The 20294-nt window shown below is 59.4% G+C and carries 18 protein-coding genes; 9 read left to right on the forward strand and 9 right to left on the reverse strand.

Annotation, left to right across the window (positions count from 1 at the left end; all coding sequences use genetic code 11):
• The first annotated feature begins 144 nt into the window (after window positions 1-144).
• Complete coding sequence (locus ACQ4N7_RS05125) at window positions 145-381, forward strand: hypothetical protein (RefSeq protein WP_430710535.1); 237 nt, start codon at window positions 145-147, stop codon at window positions 379-381.
• Between the two features lie 2 nt (window positions 382-383).
• On the forward strand, window positions 384-2612 hold the full coding sequence (gene ppk1, locus ACQ4N7_RS05130; RefSeq protein ID WP_430710536.1) for a polyphosphate kinase 1: 2229 nt from the start codon (window positions 384-386) through the stop codon (window positions 2610-2612).
• Here ppk1 and ACQ4N7_RS05135 read toward each other — a convergent pair.
• Together ACQ4N7_RS05135 and clpS are read right to left on the reverse strand one after the other, a co-directional pair.
• Window positions 2553-3410, reverse strand: coding sequence for a CPBP family intramembrane glutamic endopeptidase (locus ACQ4N7_RS05135; protein ID WP_430710537.1), 858 nt, complete (start codon window positions 3408-3410; stop codon window positions 2553-2555). The two genes, ppk1 and ACQ4N7_RS05135, sit on opposite strands and share 60 nt — an antisense overlap.
• Window positions 3403-3690 (reverse strand): ATP-dependent Clp protease adapter ClpS, encoded by a 288-nt coding sequence (gene clpS / locus ACQ4N7_RS05140; RefSeq protein WP_017297669.1) that lies wholly within the window; start codon window positions 3688-3690, stop codon window positions 3403-3405. Before clpS ends, ACQ4N7_RS05135 begins: the two co-directional genes overlap by 8 nt.
• A 581-nt stretch (window positions 3691-4271) precedes the next feature.
• On the opposite strand from clpS, the gene ACQ4N7_RS05145 reads away from it, so the two are divergent.
• A complete protein-coding gene (locus ACQ4N7_RS05145) occupies window positions 4272-4661 on the forward strand; it encodes a hypothetical protein (protein WP_430710538.1) in 390 nt (129 codons plus the stop codon).
• Between the two features lie 178 nt (window positions 4662-4839).
• Here ACQ4N7_RS05145 and ACQ4N7_RS05150 read toward each other — a convergent pair whose 3' ends face one another.
• Window positions 4840-5073 carry a hypothetical protein gene (locus ACQ4N7_RS05150; RefSeq protein WP_430710539.1) on the reverse strand — a complete coding sequence of 78 codons (234 nt, stop codon included), beginning with the start codon at window positions 5071-5073 and terminating at the stop codon, window positions 4840-4842.
• 316 nt (window positions 5074-5389) lie between these two features.
• Here ACQ4N7_RS05150 and ACQ4N7_RS05155 point away from each other — a divergent pair, with 316 nt between their 5' ends.
• The 3 genes from ACQ4N7_RS05155 (at window position 5390) to ACQ4N7_RS05165 (ending at window position 9325) form a co-directional block, all read left to right on the forward strand.
• Complete coding sequence (locus ACQ4N7_RS05155) at window positions 5390-5719, forward strand: STAS domain-containing protein (protein WP_430710540.1); 330 nt, start codon at window positions 5390-5392, stop codon at window positions 5717-5719.
• Window positions 5720-5798: 79 nt separating this feature from the next.
• The gene (locus ACQ4N7_RS05160) at window positions 5799-8432 is read left to right on the forward strand and encodes a TIGR03960 family B12-binding radical SAM protein (protein WP_430710541.1); all 2634 of its coding nucleotides are present in this window, start codon (window positions 5799-5801) and stop codon (window positions 8430-8432) included.
• Between the two features lie 23 nt (window positions 8433-8455).
• Window positions 8456-9325, forward strand: a complete 870-nt coding sequence (locus ACQ4N7_RS05165) for a hypothetical protein (RefSeq protein WP_430710542.1) — start codon at window positions 8456-8458, stop codon at window positions 9323-9325.
• Between the two features lie 28 nt (window positions 9326-9353).
• Here ACQ4N7_RS05165 and ACQ4N7_RS05170 read toward each other — a convergent pair whose 3' ends face one another.
• A complete protein-coding gene (locus ACQ4N7_RS05170) occupies window positions 9354-10517 on the reverse strand; it encodes an extracellular solute-binding protein (protein ID WP_430710543.1) in 1164 nt (387 codons plus the stop codon).
• A gap of 157 nt (window positions 10518-10674) precedes the next feature.
• Here ACQ4N7_RS05170 and ACQ4N7_RS05175 point away from each other — a divergent pair, with 157 nt between their 5' ends.
• Window positions 10675-11634 carry a threonine ammonia-lyase gene (locus ACQ4N7_RS05175; protein WP_430710544.1) on the forward strand — a complete coding sequence of 320 codons (960 nt, stop codon included), beginning with the start codon at window positions 10675-10677 and terminating at the stop codon, window positions 11632-11634.
• Here the strand turns inward: ACQ4N7_RS05175 and ACQ4N7_RS05180 are convergent.
• The 3 genes from ACQ4N7_RS05180 to cysS form a co-directional block, all read right to left on the reverse strand.
• Window positions 11631-11921 (reverse strand): hypothetical protein, encoded by a 291-nt coding sequence (locus ACQ4N7_RS05180; RefSeq protein WP_430710545.1) that lies wholly within the window; start codon window positions 11919-11921, stop codon window positions 11631-11633. The genes ACQ4N7_RS05175 and ACQ4N7_RS05180 overlap by 4 nt on opposite strands.
• Before the next feature lie 124 nt (window positions 11922-12045).
• Window positions 12046-12720, reverse strand: coding sequence for a DUF938 domain-containing protein (locus tag ACQ4N7_RS05185; RefSeq protein ID WP_430710546.1), 675 nt, complete (start codon window positions 12718-12720; stop codon window positions 12046-12048).
• A 207-nt stretch (window positions 12721-12927) separates the two neighbouring features.
• Window positions 12928-14403 (reverse strand): cysteine--tRNA ligase, encoded by a 1476-nt coding sequence (cysS, locus tag ACQ4N7_RS05190; protein WP_430710547.1) that lies wholly within the window; start codon window positions 14401-14403, stop codon window positions 12928-12930.
• Between the two features lie 193 nt (window positions 14404-14596).
• Between cysS and ACQ4N7_RS05195 the strand changes: the two genes are divergently transcribed.
• Window positions 14597-15424 carry an arylamine N-acetyltransferase family protein gene (locus tag ACQ4N7_RS05195; RefSeq protein WP_430710549.1) on the forward strand — a complete coding sequence of 276 codons (828 nt, stop codon included), beginning with the start codon at window positions 14597-14599 and terminating at the stop codon, window positions 15422-15424.
• Between the two features lie 9 nt (window positions 15425-15433).
• On the opposite strand, the gene ACQ4N7_RS05200 is transcribed toward ACQ4N7_RS05195, so the two are convergent.
• Complete coding sequence (locus ACQ4N7_RS05200; RefSeq protein WP_430710550.1) at window positions 15434-16351, reverse strand: hypothetical protein; 918 nt, start codon at window positions 16349-16351, stop codon at window positions 15434-15436.
• A 206-nt stretch (window positions 16352-16557) separates the two neighbouring features.
• Here ACQ4N7_RS05200 and ACQ4N7_RS05205 point away from each other — a divergent pair, with 206 nt between their 5' ends.
• The gene (locus ACQ4N7_RS05205; protein WP_430710551.1) at window positions 16558-17049 is read left to right on the forward strand and encodes a pentapeptide repeat-containing protein; all 492 of its coding nucleotides are present in this window, start codon (window positions 16558-16560) and stop codon (window positions 17047-17049) included.
• 70 nt (window positions 17050-17119) lie between these two features.
• Here ACQ4N7_RS05205 and ACQ4N7_RS05210 read toward each other — a convergent pair whose 3' ends face one another.
• A complete protein-coding gene (locus ACQ4N7_RS05210; protein ID WP_430710552.1) occupies window positions 17120-19948 on the reverse strand; it encodes an esterase-like activity of phytase family protein in 2829 nt (942 codons plus the stop codon).
• Window positions 19949-20294: the final 346 nt, after the last annotated feature.

The raw sequence follows: 20294 nt of genomic DNA on the forward strand, positions 1-20294 counted from the left end.
CGCGTTAGTATGGTTAACTCAGCCTTAACAATTGAGTCTTTGGCCATTGTCAGCTATAGAACTGGTGGCTATCGCGCTCAGAACTACAGCGCTGTTGGCCAATTGATTGAAAGGGCCGCTCCCAATTCAGCACAAGAGGCATCTATGGATGGCAAGGACTGGGCCAGCTATATCGAAGCTACCGATGGGCTCTCTAAGCCCTGGCTGCTCATTCAGTGGCGGCTTCGGCTCTTGCAAGAGCAGCGGCCTCAGCTAGATCCCGAAACCTATGCTGCCGAGCTCGCCACGCTCCACCAGGCGCTGATGGATTTAGGCGAATGGTGGCAGGGGCAGGAGGAGGCCGTCTTTGGAGCCGGGGAGTCATCATCAGGGGAGGCCTAACGATGGCTACAACAGAACGTTCTAGCGGTGAACGCCACAGTGGTAAAACGGCCCCCAATTCCCTCGATCCTCAGTGCTACGTTAGCCGCGAGCTGAGCTGGCTTGAGTTTAATCGTCGCGTGCTCCACGAAGCGCTGGACGATCGCACCCCGCTACTGGAAGCGCTGAAGTTTTTGGCGATTTTCAGCACCAACCTGGACGAGTATTTCATGGTGCGGGTGGCGGCCCTCAAGCAGCAGATCGAGGCCCAGGTCAGCAAGCGATCGCCCGACGGGCTATCCCCCGAGGAGCATCTCAGCGCCATCAGCGCCGCCCTGCGCCCCATGGTCGAAAACCAGCACCAGTCATTTACCCACAACCTGCGGCAGCAGATGGCCGACCAGGGGATCTGGCTGCTCGACCACGCCGACCTCACCGAGGCTCAGCAGATCTACTGCCGCGACTACTTCGACGAGCAAATCTTTCCGGTTTTGACCCCGCTAGCCGTCGATCCGGGGCACCCCTTTCCCTACATTTCCAACCTCAGCCTCAACCTGGCCGTGGTAGTGCAAGACCCCCGTACCCAGCAGACGCATTTTGCTCGGGTCAAAGTGCCCCGGGTGCTGCCCCGGTTTATTCGGTTGCCCAATCCTGAAGCCCAAGATTCAGAAAGGCCCTGTCTCTGGCTGGGGGTGCCCCTGGAGCAGGTGATTGCCGCCAACCTGACCACGCTGTTTCCCGGCATGGTGGTGCAAGAGCACTACGGCTTTCGCGTCACCCGTAATGCCGACCTGGCCGTGGAAGAAGACGAAGCCGACGATCTCATGCTGGCGATCGAGCAGGAGCTGCGCAAGCGTCGTCGCGGCGGGTCAGCGGTGCGGATGGAAATTCAGCGGCACACCCCCGGTCCGGTCCGGGCCATGCTGATGGAAGAATTGGCTCTGGCTGAAACCGATGTCTACGACATCGATGGGCTGATTGGACTGGGCGATCTAATGACCTTTATGGCCCTGCCCCTGCCCGATCTCAAAGCCCCTGTTTGGACAGCCACGGTTCCCCCGGCGATCGAAAGCCTGAGTCCGCCCAAAGTAGATGCTGACGATACGACCCTGGAAACCGCTGAAGACCTGTTCTCGCTGCTGCGGCGACAGGATCAGCTAGTACACCACCCCTACCATTCCTTTTCAGCAACCGTGCAGCGGTTTATTACCCAGGCGGCCCACGACCCGCAGGTGCTGGCTATTAAAATGGCGCTTTACCGCACCTCGGGCGATTCACCCATCGTCAGCTCCCTGATTTCAGCCGCCGAAAACGGCAAGCAGGTCACGGTTCTCGTAGAGATCAAAGCCCGCTTCGACGAAGAAAACAACATTAACTGGGCTCGCAAGCTAGAGCAGTCGGGCGTGCATGTGGTCTACGGGCTGGTAGGGCTTAAGACCCACTGCAAAGTGACGCTGGTTGTGCGTCGCGAGGGCCAGCAGATTCGGCGGTACTATCACGTGGGCACGGGCAACTACAATCCCAAAACCGCCAGGCTCTACACCGATCTAGGCCTGCTCAGCGCCCAAGATGATGTTGGGGCCGATATTTCTGACCTGTTTAACTACCTCACGGGCTATTCGCGCCAGCAGGTTTACCGCCAGCTGCTGGTAGCCCCCCTCACCCTGCGTCAGCGGTTAGTGCAACTGATCGAGCAGGAAATTTCTTTACAAGTGAAAGGGAAAGGCGGGCGCATTATTGCCAAAATGAACTCGCTGGTCGATCCCGACCTGATTGCCCTACTTTACCGAGCATCCCAGGCCGGAGTCGTAATCGATCTCATTATTCGAGGCATCTGCTGCCTGCGGCCAGGGGTGCCAGGGGTAAGCGAGAATATTCGAGTTATCAGTATCATCGGACGGTTTTTAGAACATTCCCGCATCATTTACTTTCAAAATGGCGGCCAGGAAATTTTCCTGCTGGGCAGCGCCGACTGGATGCCTCGCAACCTCGATCGCCGGGTCGAGGTCATGGTACCTATTGCTGAGCCTGCCCTACAAAAAGAGCTAAAGGCGATCTTGACCCTTTGCCTAGAGGACAATCGCCAGGCCTGGGATATGGCTGCCGATGGCCGTTACCATCAGCGCCGCCCTAAACAGGGCGAGGCAACGCGTAGTGCCCAGGGTGAGCTGATGGTCATGGCCAGCAGTTCCTTAGCGGAGCGGGCGGCTCCAGCGAAACATCAAAGCGCCAAGCCCCGCAAGCAGCGTTAGCCCCAGCAGTCCGGCCAGGGGGTTGCCATCGAGGCCGGTTACCCAGGCGGGCACCGTGCCGGTGGGCTGCAGCAGGTTGCCCACCTCTAGCAGGTAATAGCCCCACACCAGCCCAGCATGCAGCCCAACCGGGTGCCCCAAACCTGTTTTACCAGGGCCAGCTGGGATTCGCCTGGCCCAGCCCAGCACCAGGCCCAGCAGCAGCAGCCCCACAAACTGAGGCAGCAGCGCCAAAATGGCGTCGAGGGGTTTGATGAAATGGGCGATCGCAAAAATCAAGCTGGTTCCGCCCAGGGCCACCCCAGGCCGCCAGCCCTGCTCTAGCTCACGCAGCAGCCAGCCGCGAAACAGCACTTCCTCCGACCAGCCCACGGCGGTAGCCGCCAAGGCCCCCACCAGGCCAACCTGAAGCAGGCTTGGCCCCTGTGCCCTGGCGGGGTCAAGGTCAGCCCAACCCAAGAGCAGCTGCGCGATCGCCAGCACCGCAATACTCAATGCCCCAATTGTGGCTCCAGTCGCCATTCCCTGGGCGAGTTCTCGCCGACCCGCAAACCCGATCTGGGTCCAGGGATGAGGCTCGCCGCGCACCTGTCGCTCCCAGCGGGGCAGCACCACCAAAAAAATAATGTACAGCAGGGCCGTCGGGAATAGGTCGCCGCCGGGCAGTACTCCCTGCCCAGACAGCCAGTAGAGCGGTAGCGCCAGGGGTAGCCAGAACGTGACCACGATCAGCAAGAAGATGAGCACCCGCCCCAGGGGCGGAAAGCTGGCTAACTTAGGCCAGGGCCGCTTATTCATCCGGTTCGATCGTGCTGCTCAGACCTAGGTTGCATAGCCCTTCGCTATAAAACTCGGCGTGCTCCATGGCGCAGGTAATGACTAGAGCCACGCCAGCGGTGTGGGCCTGCATCATAATATCGACGGCCTGAGGCATGGTCAGGCTGGGCACGACTTTGATCAGCGATTCAACCACGTATTCCATCGAGTTGAAGTCGTCATTGTGGAGCAACACTCGGTAGCGGGGAGCAGGTTTTTTGATCGTGGACGTGGTTGTCCGCTCGATGGTCTCAACTGACACAGCAACACCTCTTTGCCTACTTCAAAGGGCCTATTCAAAGCGCCTGCATATAAGGAGCTTGATGTAAGGGCAAGTGGAGAAACTACAATTCATCTTAGGGCGTGTCATCAATTGTGGCCAAAAGCTCGGTATATCAAGCCTTGCCACGCCCGACCTAAAAGATAAACTAGGGGCCGATCGCAGCCAGCTAATCAACGCGGCCCAGGGAAACACCGAGGCGAGACCCACTGACGGCAGCTCTCCCTTGGCTCGTCCCACCCTCATCATAAAACTTCACGATGGCTTTGGCAGGGTACCAGGGGTGAACTAGGCCAAATCTATAGCCACTGCCAAAATGGCCAGGGCGTTCTTCATCCTGTACCGAGGCGATCGCTACTACCAGTACGTGCCGCAATTTTGCCCGGGCTGGTGATATTAGCTTGATGGCTATCTCAGGTAATCTCGCCAATGCTGTCAGGGTAGCGCAATGGCTACCATAGAGCAGCAGACGACCGCCGCGATCGCTGTGATCTACCGCGACGGCCCCCTTAGTAAAACTAATCCCGGTCAATCCACCTACGACGACTAACCCGTATCGACCCATGACATCCCTGGTTGCAGGCCAAATCGTATTTTTAGAATGCCGCCAGATTCGCCTCTACGCTGAGGTGATTCAGGTGCTAGAACCTCGACTCACGGGCTGGATACGGCCCCTAGCGCTGGTCAACGGAATGGAGATTACGCCTTTGGGCACGGCCCTCGACACCACCACCCTCGACCTCAATCAGGCTGCGGTGCCAGACATGCTTTGGCCCCTAGATCAGCTACAGCCGGCCCTGGATACCGAGGTTATTCCCCTACTGGCAACGCTGTCTGCCAAAGACGCTGCCCCCAGCCCAGCGCCAGACCCAAATCGGCAGCCAATTAGCATGAGTGAGTTTGTGCGATCGCTGTGGGCCGACCGTCAAACTACAGCTAGTTCACCTGACTAGGGCAAGGTTCACATCGGCCCTAAACAGCCTGGCTCAGGGATCCGTAAAAATCCGGATCGATCGTGTGAAGCTTTTACAAAGATGACTGAGTCATCGATAAGAAATTTGGGCAGTGCCCTGACAATGCTAAGCAATCGGGTCAGGCTCAGCACCGCTGGTGCTTCGGTCTTTACCCAATTTAGCCAGATATCGGCTGCTGCAGTGGCTCACCGCAGACACCCAGCCCTGGAACCAGGCGAATGCGACCTTCGTCCATTTCGTACATGAGGAGTTCTAACGCTTCGGAATCGCCAATGGGTAAGTACCCAAGGCGGGTGAGCTCGGAGTTAATGCCCTGCTCAATGTCAGGAGTTAGTAGCCCACTGTGAAGGGCCTGCTCTACCAGTCTACGAATGGAAAATGTGGGGGCCATGAACCATTACCTAAGCGTGACTTGATTCCTGTCTATTGTCGGCCCTAGGCCTCAGCTAGCCAGTGACCAAGCCCCTCAAACGGTGTGAAATCTACCACAAAGATTCGTGATCCAAATCACAAACGGATTCATCCCTTGGAGATATGTTCAGTAGATTCACGCAGGTATTTAATTAACAAGGTCTGAATCTATATCAAGTTACGGCCAACAAGTCGACGAAACGTGACCAAGCTAAAGTGATTCCGATTACCTTCGTAAAGTAGCTTGACGGCTTTAATAGTTTTTAACATTATCCATAATCTGGAGTGTACCCAGTATGCAGACGATGACTAAGGAAATGGCTATCTTTCAAGCTCAGGGCTCCCTAAACGCCTCCAACGCCCACGACTTCCACACGTCGCTCATGCAGAACATTCAGTCTGACTTAGCAAGCGGGCTATTTGTGGACATGAGCCAGGTAGAGTCACTCGACAGTGCCGGGTTAATCTCGCTGGTGTCGGCGCTTAAGCACGCCCGACAGCTGCAAAAGCGCCTGTGCCTGTGCTCTGTGCCGCCCACCATCCGCATCGTGTTTGAGCTGACTCAGCTCGATCGTGCCTTTGAAATGGTCGATGAGTTGCCCCAAACTCTGCCTGCGGCCGCTTAAACCACAATCTCAACAGAGTCTTGCCCTCAGCTCGCTATAGTATGGAGGTCATACTTGTGAGCGTTGGGGCGGCTAGGTTGTGTCTGTATCAGTTAATACATTGGTTGCGGCGAATATCTCTCGTCCAGGTCGCTACCTGGGCAACGAGTTAGGCGCTGTTCACAAGCCCTGGGATCAAGCCGCGGTCCGCTGGGTGTTAACCTACCCCGAGGTCTATGAAGTTGGGGCTTCTAACCTGGGCCACATTATTCTCTATAGCATCTTAAATGCCCAACCTAGACAGCTGTGCGATCGCGCCTATCTACCTGCTGCCGATCTAGCCGCCAAACTCAAGGAAACCGAGACGCCGCTGTTCGCCGTCGAGTCACAGCGATCGCTGACCGACTTCGATATTCTGGGCTTTAGCCTCAGCTATGAGCTAGGGGCGACCAACATTCTCGAAATGCTCTCCCTGGCAGGTATTCCCCTGACCTGGCAAGAGCGCAACCAGGCCGGGAGCTTTGCCGTAGAGGCAGGCTCCTGGCCTTTGATCTTTGCCGGTGGGCAGACCGCCACCTCCAACCCCGAACCCTACGCCGACTTTTTTGACTTTGTCGCTCTCGGCGATGGCGAAGAGCTGCTGCCCGAAATTGCCCTGGTGATTGAAGAGGGCAAAGCTGCTGGTCTGAGCCGTGACGCCCTGCTGCTCGATCTGGCCCAGGTGCCGGGGGTGTACGTGCCCCAGTTTTACACCATGGCGGACGACGGCTCGGTGCACCCCAACCGACCCGATGTACCTGCGCGGGTGCTGCGCCGAGTGGCGACCCCGATCCCCGCCTACGCCATGGGTCTGGTGCCCTACGTTGAAACCGTTCACGATCGCCTGACAGTCGAGATTCGGCGGGGCTGCACGCGGGGCTGCCGCTTTTGCCAGCCGGGTATGCTCACCCGGCCGGCCCGCGATGTGGAGCCCGAGGCGGTGGTCGATGCGATCGAAACGGGCATGCGCAAAACTGGCTACAACGAGTTTTCGCTGCTGTCGCTGAGCTGCTCTGACTACCTGGCCCTGCCAGCGGTGGGAGTCGAGGTCAAAAACCGGCTCAAGGACGAGAATATTTCGCTGTCGCTGCCCAGCCAGCGGGTCGATCGCTTCGACGAAAATATTGCCAACATCATTGGCGGCACCCGCCTCACCGGGCTGACTTTTGCCCCCGAGGCGGGCACCCAGCGCATGCGCGACATTATTAACAAAGGGTTGACCAACGAAGAACTGCTGCGCGGCATCAAAACCGCCCACGAGCAGGGCTGGAGTCGGGTCAAACTCTACTTCATGATCGGCCTGCCCGGCGAAACCGACGTCGACGTGCTGGGCATTGCCGAAACCGTGCGCTGGCTGCGCCAGAGCTGCATGGTGCAGGGGCGACGGCCTTTGTCCTTCAATATCACCATTTCCAACTTCACCCCCAAGCCCCACACGCCGTTTCAGTGGCACTCGGTATCGACAGAGGAGTTTTTGCGCAAGCAGCGGCTGCTGCGGGAGGAGTTTAGGGGCCTGCGCTGGGCCAAGGTCAACTTTACCGACGTGCGGATTTCGGCTATGGAAGACTTTGTCGGTCGGGGCGATCGCCGTCTTGGCACCGTAGTGCGCCGCGCCTGGGAACTGGGGGCGGGCATGGACAGCTGGTGGGAAAGCCTGGAAACCGCCTTCAACGCCTGGACCCAGGCCATCGACGAAGCCGGGTTGACCCTGAAATATCGCCAGGTTGACCAGGGCGAATGGAACGTGATGGACACCGCCGAGGGGGCCAGCAGCCTGGATGCCCCCCTGCCCTGGGATCACCTCGATACGGGGATTGACAAAACCTGGCTCAAAGAGGATCTGCACCGCGCCCTGGCGGCGGCCACGGTACCCGACTGCTCTTTTGAGGGGTGCAGCCACTGCGGCGTGTGCGGCCCCGACTTTGGCCACAACGTTGTGGTGCCGCCGCCGCCCATTCCGGCCTTTGCGGGCCACAGCCAGCCCAGCTCTGAGCGGGTGCAGCGGCTGCGAGTCACCCTCGGTAAGCTCGGCTCGATGGCTCTGCTGGGCCACCTCGACCTGGTGCGCCTGTTCGATCGCGCCCTGCGCCGGGCCGGGCTGCCGATTGCCTTTACCGGCGGCTTCCACCCTGGGCCACGGTTGTCGCCTGCCAATGCGCTGCCGCTGGGAGCCACCAGCAGCGGCGAAGTGGTCGATTTTGAGCTGACCCGCGCGATCGCCCCCGCCGAGTTTTTGCGGCAGCTAGCCGCCCAGCTGCCGCCGGAGATTCCTCTTTACGACATTGCCGAGGTGCCCCTCGATGAGCCCTCGGCCACCAAACGCCTGGACCGGGCCGAGTACTACCTGCGGCTTACCCCAGAGCACGACGGTCCCGCGCCGTGGAGCGAGTGGATCGATGCGGTGATGGCTATGGAAGAATTTTGGTGGGAGAAGAAAACCAAGTCGGGCAAAACCCAGCTGGTGAACCTGCGGGAACGTCTGCATGAGCTGGCGTTGGTGACAGCCGATCAACCTCTGCCGCCAGGGCTAGAATATGCTCAGGGAGAATACGGAGGTTGGCTGAGGGCGATTGGTAACTGTCGCAACGACGGGAACCTGCTGCGCCCGGAGCAAGTCGTCACCCTAATAGAGCAGGTGGCGAGCCAGACCATAGGCCTACAGCACGTGCATCGCAGCCGCTTAATCTTTAGTTAGGGCAACCCTGAAAGGGCGGGATCATGGACAGAGAGACAGGCCATTTATCAGCAGGGCAGTGCTCAGGGCAAGATCGGGCGCAAGGTCAGGGCCAGGGATGGGACTGTGCTCGGGGGGGGCGCTGGAGGCCGCGAGTTGGGTTGGGGCGGCGGATCTTGCTGGCGATCGCAGGCGCAGGTCTGCTGATGACTGCACCGCATCCAACCTCAGCTAAGGCTCAGACAGACTGCCCCAGCGAGATGCTAACGCCCTACTGGCCTGAGCGATCGCCCCAGATTCATCAAACCTTCTGTGAGTTGCTGGTGTTTCCCACCGCTACGCTGCCCAACGGCGACACCTTTACCGATCGTATTGTCGACGGGTCGCTATCGAGCGATAGTCGCCAGGCCTCTGCCGACACCATGACCCTGCCCAGCCTGTGGTGGAACCGCGACTCGCTAACCTCGCACCTGGGCGGTCGCCGCCTGGTCGACTCCTGGATCTCTTACCAGATCAAAGACTCGGGTACGACAGTGGTAGACGTGATCGTCAACCCCCAGATGTGGTCGGTGTTGACCTATAACGAGCGATACGCTGTGCTTAACCAATTTGGCACCGCCGCCCGCGACTTTGGCTATAACGTGCGCTTCTTCCAGGGGAATTCTCGCAACTACCGCATGATGGGCATCTACGCCTGTGACTTTGTCGATCAGCCCAGTGCTCCTTTAAGTGGCCCCCTGGCCCTAGAGGACAACGTTCAAACCTGCTCAGCTAATCTAGATGCGGGGTTGATTGTGCTGCTTCAGCGCAATTTGCTGGCCGAGAGTGAGCGCCGCCAGCAGGCAGCCCAGGCTGCAGCGGCTGAGAACAGTTTGCAACGTGCCGAGGTAACATCACCGCCGATTGCCAACTAGCGCGGCATTCCCGACAGGGCGGGGGTGCTTAGCTGCGCAAACTCTGCCACAGCTGACTGTAGCGGGCTTCGGCGGCAGCGCTGAGGGGCAGCAAAAACTCGCTCTGGTCGGCTACATCGGGAGCTAAGGCAAGAGCAGGCGGCATTTGCAGCGGCTCGGGTAGCTGCGATCGCTCAATTCCCCACAGCCGAGTCGAAGTGCCCTGGCCAAAGATGGCGAGCTGCGTGGCAAAGTCGGCATCCAGGCAAAAGTCGAGCCAGCTGAGGGCGGTGGATGCAGTCTGCTCTGAAACGGAAGCGATCGCCTGGGGGCGTACCCAAAGCTGGGCACTGAGCAGCGTGCCCTCGGGCGGTACGGCCACCGCCAGATTGCGGTACTGCTTCAGCAGCGGCAGCGCGTCATCGGACCAGGCCACCACGGCGGTGGCATCGCCAATCAGCAGCATTTCGAGGTAGTGGTCGGAGTCGTAGACGCGCACCTGATTCTGCAAATCGGCCAGAAAGAGTGCTAAGCCCTCTACAGCCGCCGGGTCTTCGGTGTTGGCTGAGGCACCTAGCGCCTTTTGGGCCAGGCCCAGCACCAGGCGAGGGTGGTTGGGCAGCACCAGCCGCCGCCTGAGTTCGGGGCGCAGCAGGTCGGCCCAGGTCGCGAGTGGAGCGCTGCTGCGAGGGAGACGATCGCGATCGTACAGCACCACCAAATGACTCCAGCGGTAGGGCACCGCCCAAATGCTGCCGTCGGGGCTGAGCCTGCCTGCGGCACTGCGGCGCACCAGTTCGGGCCACACCGCCGCTAGTTCGTCCCAGTGGGTGAGGGCTGACACCTCTAGCGGCTGCACCAGCTCTTGGCGAATGGCGGGGGCCAGCCAGTAGTCAGCCAGGCTCAACCAGTCAGCCGTCGATAGCGTAGCCGCGCTTTGGCCATGCCACTGCTGCAGCAACCCATACAGCTCCACCAGCGATTCTTCGGGGGTAACGGCAATGTTGCTGCCCTGGGGCAACTGCTGAAAGGCGTTGAGCAGCTGAGCCGGTATGGCATTGGCCAACATCGCCAACCGCAGGCTGGGGCCAGAGACGCGCTGGCACCCGGCTAACAGGGCCGTGACGGTTAGCCCACCCGCCAAAAAGCTGCGACGATTCATGAGCATTTGCCCCTCAGCTTCCCTCTCCAGGGGAGAATACTGATCAACCATAGCGCTTTAGGACGTCCATGAAAGCTGTTCGAGATATTGTCACTGTCTCCATAACTATTATTCTGGTGTCGTTCATTGGCCTCAGCCTGGCTCGGCTGGTGTACTTCTTTCTCCACAGTCAGCAACTTATCTAGAGCACTATATTTAGAGCAATGCTGTGACATCCTTCTTATTTCCCACCCTGGCTGATGTGAAGGCGGCCTGCGGTCGCATCGCCCCCTACATTCGCCATACGCCGCTGGTGCCCGCGATCGCCCTCAAGCAGCCTATCTCTGGCTGCCCCAACCTGTGGCTTAAGCTCGACTGCCTGCAGGTAACGGGTTCCTTCAAGGCCAGGGGGGCAGTCAATACGCTCAAGAGCCTCTCCGAAGCCGAGCTACAGCGGGGCATTATAACCGCGTCGGGGGGCAACCACGGCCTGGCCGTGGCCTACGCGGGCGGGCTGGCCCAAGTACCCGCCACCATCTACCTGGGCCGCAACGTGCCTGCCGCCAAAGCAGAACGGCTGCGCCAGTGGGGAGCCCAGGTGGTGTTTGAGGGCAACGACTGGGATGACGCCAACCGCGCCGCTATGGCGATCGCTCACGCCCAGGGGCTCACCTACATTCACCCCTTCAACGACCCGCGCGTGATCGCCGGACAGGGCACCCTGGCCCTGGAGATTTTGACCGACCTGCCCCAGGTGGATACGCTGCTGGTGGCAATCGGCGGCGGCGGTTTGATCAGCGGCATCAGCCTGGCGGCGAAGGCCATCAAGCCCGGCATTCGCATTGTCGGCATTGAGCCGGTGGGCGCACCCACCCTCAAAACCAGCGTTGAGGCAGGTCAGATTGTTGAGCTAGAGGCCACCCCCACCCTGGCTAATACCCTCGCCCCCCGCAGGACGGAAGCCCTGAACTTGGAAATCATTCGCCGCTGTGTAGACTCCTTTGTGCTGGTCAGCGATGAGGCGATGGCCGAGGCCTGCCGCTGGTTGTGGTTTGAGCTAGGGGTGGCGGCAGAACTCAGTGGGGGTGCCGCGATCGCAGCCCTGATGACCGGCCAATATCAACCCCGGCCCGGCGAAGTCGTCTGCGCCCTGATCTGCGGCACCGGCACAGCGGGGCTAGACGGTTAGGCCACGACCGGGCCAAGGGTAGATGAAATGCGCATGGCTAGCTCGGTTAGGTTGTCGCTGTCGGTGCAGAACTGTTCGGCGGCAGGACGGGGCACCCCCGCCTCAACCAAATATTCCACTAGCAGGTTGAACAGCATGTCTTCGGCTAGCTCGCGCTGGTCGACCCAGCCTTGCCGGTAGTGCAGATACTCCTGGCAGCGCAGGGCCAGGTCGTGATAGGTGGCATCGCTGGTTAAAAACTGAAGGCTGCTGACAATCATGGCGACCTCAGAGTGCGGATTAGCCACAGTTTAACGAAACAGCCTTGACGAAACAGTGTTCATAAAGCGGTTATGACGTGCATCTCCCTTGCTAGGGGGACAGGGGGATCTTTACGGGGCACTTTACTCAGTCACAATCCGCTACATAGCGCTAAGCGATCGCCCTAAACACCACCGAAAGATTGTTGGCAGGCATAGCGATGGTCTCGACCAGCGCCAAATTGTGTACCTTGGCAGTGGCGACCACCGCATCTAAATCGCGCACGCCCCAGTCTGGGTTTTGGCCCTGCAGGCTGGCGTCGAAGGCGGCATTGCTAGGGGCCGTGTGCTGCCCGTTTTGCCGGTAGGGGCCGTAGAGGTACAAAATGCCGCCCGGTGGCAAAATGCGCCCCGCCCCTGCCAGCAGCCCCAGGCAGGCCGCCCAGGGCGCAATGTGAATCATATTGATGTTGACCAGGGCGGTGATCGGATGCTGCTGCAGGTCTGGCCCAGCGAGTGAATCCCTGCACAAATCCCTAAAGTTCTCAGATTCGACGGGCCACAGGGGAGCCGCCGCATCTAAAGGCAGGGGCGCATGCAGGTTGGCGGCAGGATTTACTTCCCGCCAGGCGGCGATACTGGCTCGGGCACCGGGATCGGGGTCAGAGGGCAACCACTGCCGGGGAGCCAAACGCGGCGCAAAGTATACGGCGTGCTCTCCTGTACCGCTGGAAATCTCAAGTACGGTGCCAGCGGGGGGCAGCACTCGCTGGAGTACCGCTAAGATGGGCTCGCGGTTGCGCTCAGTGGCGGGAGCATGGCGACGAGCATCGGAAGGCGTTGACATGGTCAATTTTGGGAATGAATTTGGAGGAATGGTATGCCAGCCGCTGAGGCTGCTGCCTGATTGACTGACAAAAGTCCTAAAACTTTGTCACTTTGTGAACAGTACTCGTTTCCGGGTTTTATCTGAAATGTCCTTAAAGTGGCTTGGTACTTGCTTCCAAACGACAGAGCCACCGCCTATCTATGCCGAGGCGGAGCGCTGTCAGAGTTAGCGATGCCATTCGGTGACGCCGCCGGGCTTGTCGATCAGCGTAATGCCTTCGGCCTGGAGCAGGTCGCGGATGCGATCGCCCTCAGCAAAATTCTTGGCCGCCCGCGCCTCTCGTCGCTGGGTCAGCAACGCCCCAATCTCACCATCCGATAGCCCGCCCAAGGTAGATTCTTCAGCTTTGGGCTGGGCTTCTAGGCCTAGCACCTGGGCCAGGCAGACCAGGGTTTGCCACTGCTGGCGCAGGGTGGCGCTGTCGGTGTCGGCCTCGCCTGTGTGGGTAATCAGGTTGCCTGCCCGACGCAGGTCTTTGGCCAGCTCAAACAGCACCGCCAGCCCACCAGCGGTGTTGAAGTCGTCATCCATGGCGGTTTGAAAGGCTTGCACCGGGGCACTGTCGCGATCGATCCGCATGGCGGCCGGATCGCCAAAGGCAGAATCTGAGGCATCAGCCCAGCCCAGCCTGGCCCCAAACTCGTAGCCAAACAGCAGACCATCGCGCACGGTGCCCCAGCTAGTCTGGGCGGCGGCGATCGCCTCATCGGTAAAGTCTACTGGCTTGCGGTAGTTGCCCTGCAGCAAAAACAGCCGCACCGCCATCGGGTCAGGGGCATTTGGCCCATCCAGCAGGTCGCGAATGGTGGTGAAGTTGCCGAGGGATTTTGACATCTTCTCGCCGCCCACGTTGACCATGCCGTTGTGCATCCAGTAGCGCGAGAGGGGGTGGCCCGTGGCGGCCTCCGACTGGGCGATTTCATTCTCGTGGTGGGGAAACACCAGGTCGCTGCCGCCAACGTGGATATCAATGGTTTCGCCAAGGCGATCGCGAATCATGGCCGAGCACTCAATGTGCCAGCCGGGTCGCCCCGGCCCCCAGGGGGATTCCCAGAAGGGTTCGCCTTCCTTTGCGCCCTTCCACAGGGCAAAGTCGAAGGGGTCTTGCTTGATGGCCTCTTCCGTCGTCACCCGACCGCTGGCTCCAGCCTGCATGTCGTCGAGCCTGCGGCCCGAGAGCTTGCCATAGCCGTCAAACTTGCGCACCGAGTAATACACGTCGCCGTTGGCGGGGTAGGCGTAGCCCTTTTGCTCTAGCTCGCCAATCAGCCGCTGAATGCCATCCAGGGTTTGGGTGGCGTAGGTGTATTCGTCGGCCTCCATCACATTCAGGCGGGCGATGTCGTCGAGATACGCCTGGGTGTAGCGCTCGGCCACCGTCTGCATGGTGGAATTTTCAGTTTTGGCGCGGTTGAGAATTTTGTCGTCAATGTCGGTAAAGTTTTGCACGTAGTGGACGGCGTAGCCCCGCCACAGCAGGTAGCGCCGCACCGTATCCCAGGCCACGTAGCAGCGGGCGTGGCCCAGGTGCGAGTAGTCGTACACCGTGACGCCGCAGCAGTACATCTTCACCCGCCCCGGTTCTAGGGTTGCGAGGGGTTCTTTTTGACGGCTCAGGGTGTTGTAGAGAACGACGCTCATGGCAGGGGCGCGTAGGGGCGCGTAAAAGGCCCATTATAAAAGGATGCTAACAGAACGATTCAACACCGAAATCGGGCGCGGCGCAATGACTGCGGTAAGAGAGCACCCCATCAGCAGATTGAAACCAGCGGCTATAGAACCTAGAGTCATCTCATAATGAATTCTGTAGATTAATTTCTGACTGAACGAACCTATGTCATCGGCTCCTACCCTCGATGCGGCTGATCTTGATGCCTATTTTCAACGGATTGGCTACGACGAGAGCCATGCCCCTACCGTGGCTACGCTGCAAGGCATTCATCTGCGCCACCCCCAGGCGATCGCCTTCGAAAACCTCAGCTCGTTTCTGGGCCAGTCCGTGGAGCTAGACTTGTCCTCGCTGGTGCAAAAGCTGGTCTACGGGGGGCGGGGCGGCTACTGCTTTGAGCAAAACGGGCTGCTGCGATCGGTGCTCACCACGCTGGGGTTTCAAGTCACCGGGCTGGGGGCGCGGGTGCTGTGGAACCTGCCCCCCGATACCCTCACTCCCCGCAGCCACATGGTGCTGCTGGTAGATTTGGCGAGCGAACCCTACATTGCCGATGTGGGTTTTGGCGGGCTCACCCTGACCGCGCCACTGCGGCTGGTGCCAGACCTGGTTCAGGAGACTCCCCACGAGCCCTTTCGCCTGGTTCAATCGGAGGGGTTCTGGATTCTACAGGCGCAAATCGCTCAAGACTGGAAGCCCCTGTACCAGTTTGAGCTACAGGCCCAGTACCCCTGCGACTACGAGGTCAGCAACTGGCATGTGTCTACTTATCCCAAGTCGCTGTTTGTTAACAACCTGATTGCAGCTCGGGCGGCGCGGGAGCGTCGCTACGGTCTGAGAAATACCGAACTGGCCACCCACTTCCTGACGGGAACAACTGAAAAACGCCACCTTACCGATGCCGCCGAGCTAGAGATGGTGCTGACCGATATTTTTAAGCTCAGACTGCCCGAAAACAGCGACTTTAGCCGCCTGTTTTCAGGTCAGGGCTGATTCTCAGCCTTACCGCAGCGCGTCGGCCAGGGTCTTGACCACGGTGTCGCTTTTCCAGTAGCTGCCGTGGGCATCGCCGCCCCAGAGCAGCGGCAGCCGCCCCACGGTAATCGGCAGACCCCGATGCTCGGTGATCACATCCTTCAGATGCACGTAGAGCTGGGCATTGCCCATCAGGTGAGGCATGAGCCCCTGTAGGGGATAGGCCAGGGGGTCGCCGGGGTGCATGTAGTTGTACCAGGGCAGCGATTTTTTGCCCCGCTGGTGGTAAAGGGTTTGCAGCAGCGATCGCAGATCTTTAGTCAAATCGTGGGTGCTATCGCCCGTCACCGACAGCAGGCTAAACAGAGCGATGGGCGAACCCAGGGTGTGTACGCTGGCGATCGGCAGCCCCTGGCCAGGCGTTTGGCCCAGGCCAAACAGAGCATTGCGCAGCTGTTTTACAATCTGGCGGGTCTGGCGGGTGCTGGCGTCGTTGTCCAAACTGGGGTCATCCCAGCGGGCGGCAAACAGCAGGTCAAAGAGAATGACGCTGCCCAGGCTGTGGGTGACCAGGTGGAGACGGTCATCCGGCTGGGCCGATTGCAGCGCTGGCAGCGCCATCTGCTGAAACCGCTGCACCACCTGAGCGCCCACGTGGCGGCTCAGGTACAGCGCCGCATCGCCAGCAAACTCGATCACCTCGCTGACGCGAAAATCGGTCATCCACAGCTTGCGCCACTGCGGAGAGGCCTCTAGCCCCTGGCGCAGAGTAGCCTGGGGCTGCACGTTCAGGTCGCCCCAAAATATAGGAATGGGTTTAATCGTGCGTCCATTCAGGCCAATGGTCTGACCAACCCGTTGCAGTAGCGCTTCAACCATGCGGTTAAACTCGTCGGCACGGCGATGCTTAACGCCGTGCACAACCAAAACGTAGTCGGTAGCCATAGCCAATGCTCTCCTGGCGGCGAAGGGACAATGTCGCACGCCTGCCGACCGCAGGCATCCATAATTCATCCATAACTACAGAGGCGGCGGCAAGATTCCAGACAATATAGCTCGGCTGAGGCTTGAATACCTATCGCCGGAAGCTTGGGTTTGGCTCGGCTCAACCTGTAAACTCAGAAATGTAGGATTTGAGCAAATTAGGAGCCATGGTTAGTCGATCCAGCCTGTGTCGGATGTTGGTAGCCACGCTAGTGGTGCTCACCCTTTGCCTAAGCTGGGCCAGCCCGGCTCAGGCCACCAGCTACGATCGCCAAAACCTGAGAATGAGCGACTGGTCAAACCAGGATCTGCGCGGCAACGACTACACCCGCGCCGACATGGCCGATGCCGACATGAGCCACACCGACCTGCGCGGCGTGCGCCTATTTGACACCACCCTGGCCCGCGCCAACATGGAAGGAGCCAACATGAGCGGCGCTACCCTCGACGGAGCCCGGTTCTACCAGGCCAACCTGACCAACGCCATTCTCGAAGGGGCCTACGCCTTTGACACCGACTTTCGTGAGGCCACCATCGACGGGGCCGACTTTACCGACGTGCTGCTCGACCCCAAGGTCAACAAAATGCTCTGCACCGTAGCTAAGGGCACCAACCCCGTCACGGGGCGCAAGACCCGCGAGACGCTCTATTGCCCCTAGGAGCAGTCCCCGCCAGAAACCCCTGCTCCCCTTGTCCCAGGGCAGGGGCTTCTGGCGGGGATTGACGACTCTAGGCTACGGCTGGCTCAACAGCATTGATCGTCAGCACCAGGTCGTTGAAGTCGAAGTCGGTTAGATCCTCGAAGCTCCAAACATTGCCCTCGCGCTGAATGCGAGAGTCACCAATGGTCGCCAGGTTGTTGATGTCACCATCTACCAGCAGCACCGGAGCGTAGTAGGTGCCGCCGGGCAGGGTGAAGCTGACATCAGTTGTCACCAGGTTGTCGGTAAACAGCTCAGTATCGAGTAGGTTGGTGGCCACAGCCGCCTTATACCCCGCATCTCCAGCCATTAGGCCATCCACACGCCCCTGGGCATCGGTTTCGTAGAACTTCAGCACGTTATCAAAGGCCGCCTCGCGGCTTACAGTAACGTTGATAGCTACATCGCCATCGAACCCGGTCAGATCCACCAGTTCCGTAGCGCCTCCGGACAGTCCAGCCACGCCCAGACGAGCATCCAGGTTTAGGGGCTGGTCGAGCTGAATTTTGATGATCTCGTTGTTGTCGATATCCGGCCCCCGTCCGAGGGAGAAGGGGTAGTTGTTGTCGTTAGCCACCAGAATGGTGTCGGCATCGATCACCAGCACATCCTCAATGGTGACAAAGGGGAAGGAGAAAGTGGTTTCGCCATCGCCGTTGAGGTCGTTGGGGTCGCTGATGTTCAGCAGATCGACCACTTCTGTTTTGGCGACAAAGCCCTCGCTGTCAATCTGCGATAGATCGACTTTGAAGATCTTTTTGAATTCAGCCGCTTCGCCCTGGTTGTTGTCGCGCTCAATGACAAGGAACTCGCTGTCGTTGATGGGGGTAAAGTCGCCGATCGCATGGGCCGCCGACTCCATTTGGTACAGGCCAGCTAGCCCCTCATAGGCCGCGCTGGCGATATCAAATTCATAGATCCGCAGCGAGCCAGCGGGGTCACCAACTACAGTGCCCTCCAGCATGGGGTAAAGGGTGGCGCGATCGGGGCTAAAGGCCATGCCCTCAAACCCGCGCGAGCCGCCCAGATTCGCCAGCGCCTCACCCGCGAGAACGGCAGGGTTTTGGGGAGAGCGAACGTCGTCAGCCACAACGCGATCGCGCACCGCATCCCCAGTGCCAGGAAAGTCGGTAAAGAACCCGTCAGCCCCAATCGAAATCAGCTGGGCCAGCTCCGACTCAGGCGTCTGGGGCGTACCGTCAGCATTCAGCGTCAGAAAGTTCTCCTCGTTGCGGTGGGTGTAGGGGTGCACCTGCAGCCCAGCGGCGTGGGCATCGTCGATAAACGAGGTCACTTCCCCGGTCAGCTGCGAGGTGATCTGGGCCACGCCGTCGCCGTTGCCGTCCACAGGATTGTCCAGCGCTTCTCGCAGCAAAATGTTGTTCTTCCAGGGGCCAGCTCCTTCGGCGTAGGTATCGCGCATCACCTGCAGCATGGCAGCGTTGTCCAGGTCAGCGTAAACCGTCTCTGCCGATAGCGGGTTTTCGGCGGCGTCTAAAAAGGCCTGCCCGTAAATCGCCGTCAGGTCGTTGCCCTGGGCCACGTTGTAGCGGATGTCGTAGGGGAAGGAGAACGCATCGGTGGGGTCAGCCGCAGTGGTGGTGTCGCCGTAGAGCTGCACCAGGGGAATGTCACCAAGGCCCTCCGCATTTAGCCTGGCCTGAATTTCAATCAGGTTTTGCACCTCAAATGACTGGATGAAGATGCGGCTGGGGTCGGTAAACCCTTCAGCAATCAGCGTATCGACCAAGATCTGGCTGGTGTCGAGGTTGATGGGCGTGCCATCTAGAAACGTGCCCTCCTTGGCCAGAAAGGTGGGGTGCTTGGTTTCGGGGTAGATGCCGATTTTTTTGCCTGTCTCCGCCTCGACGGTTTTGACCAGGTCGATCACTTCCGCCAGGGTGGGGATTTCAAACTGGCCGTCAAAGGCTGTATTGTCGGGGCGCACAGCAGGAATTCGCTCCTTGGCCCGCAGGGTTTTGAGTTCAGCCAGGGTGAAATCTTCGACAAACCAGCCGGTGTACTCGATGCCGTCGATGACTTTGGTGGTCTGGCGATCGGCAAATTCGGGGCGATCGGCCACATCGCTGGTACCCGAGATCTCGTTCTCGTGGCGGGCGACCAGCACCCCATCCTTCGTCACCACCAGGTCAGGCTCAATAAAATCTGCCCCCTGCTCGATCGCCAGTTCGTAGGCGGCCAGGGTGTGCTCAGGGCGCAGGCCGCTGGCTCCCCGGTGGCCGATCACCAGCGGATCCTGTCCATTCAGCGTATTGAGGGTGTTGACGTTCGGGGTGGCAATGGGCGCGTCTAGCAGCACGCCGCTGGCGTCGAAATGCAGCAGATACGGGCCAAACTCATCCCCAACCCAGATCTCGCCGTTGCCATCAATCACAAACGATTCAATGTCAAAGTCGGCCCCGGTCAGCCGTCGCTCGGCAGTGCCCTCATTGACAATATCGAAGGGAATCAGATGATTGGGATCGCTGAGCTGCACAAAGCCCTGCAACTCAACGCTGCGATCGCCCCCTTCAGAACCGGCCAGGCTGGGGTCAACCTGATAGATCCGCAGCAGGTAGTCGGCGCTGTTGGCCTTCGCGCCAAAGCCATTGTCCGACAAAAACCAGAATGCTGAGCCATCGCCACCGGGGGCAAACTGCACGCCGCTAAAGCCCTGCACTGGCTGACCGTCAAAAGGGCCAGTGCGACCGTTGCCCGCGATCGGAGCACCCGTACCGTCGTCGCCCCCCGCGTCGGGGCCTGCGGCAAAAGTATCGGCAGGCAGCGAGGCGAAGCCAGTTAGTTCTGCCGAAGGGGAAGCGGTCTGTTCCGATGCTTGCGTTGTATCAAAAGACATGGTTTGAGGGCTCTCCTAGAGTATTCGATTGATAGCCTGCAAATAGGCACAGAAAACCCCTGCAAAGCCTTGTTCTTTGCAGATAGCTCTTGCCCTGATTGCCACAGGAATAATCTCACAAAAGCTCAAAAATGAGATTAAGCCTGAGGGCTTTATTGATTAAAAAGATTAGGGCAACGTTAACTTTTAGAGTTCAAGATTAAGGCCAAAAGTGTGGTCTGATACTAAATCCGACTTGGCTACCCCTGAAATGGTGTAGGATTAGGGAATGCCTAGACCCCTCCATCTCGAACCTCATTTTTCAGCCGACGAGCTTAAAGCGCGGTATCGCGCAAGCGGTGACCCG

It is taken from the genome of Nodosilinea sp. AN01ver1 (assembly GCF_050565655.1).
Lineage (GTDB): Bacteria > Cyanobacteriota > Cyanobacteriia > Phormidesmidales > Phormidesmidaceae > Nodosilinea.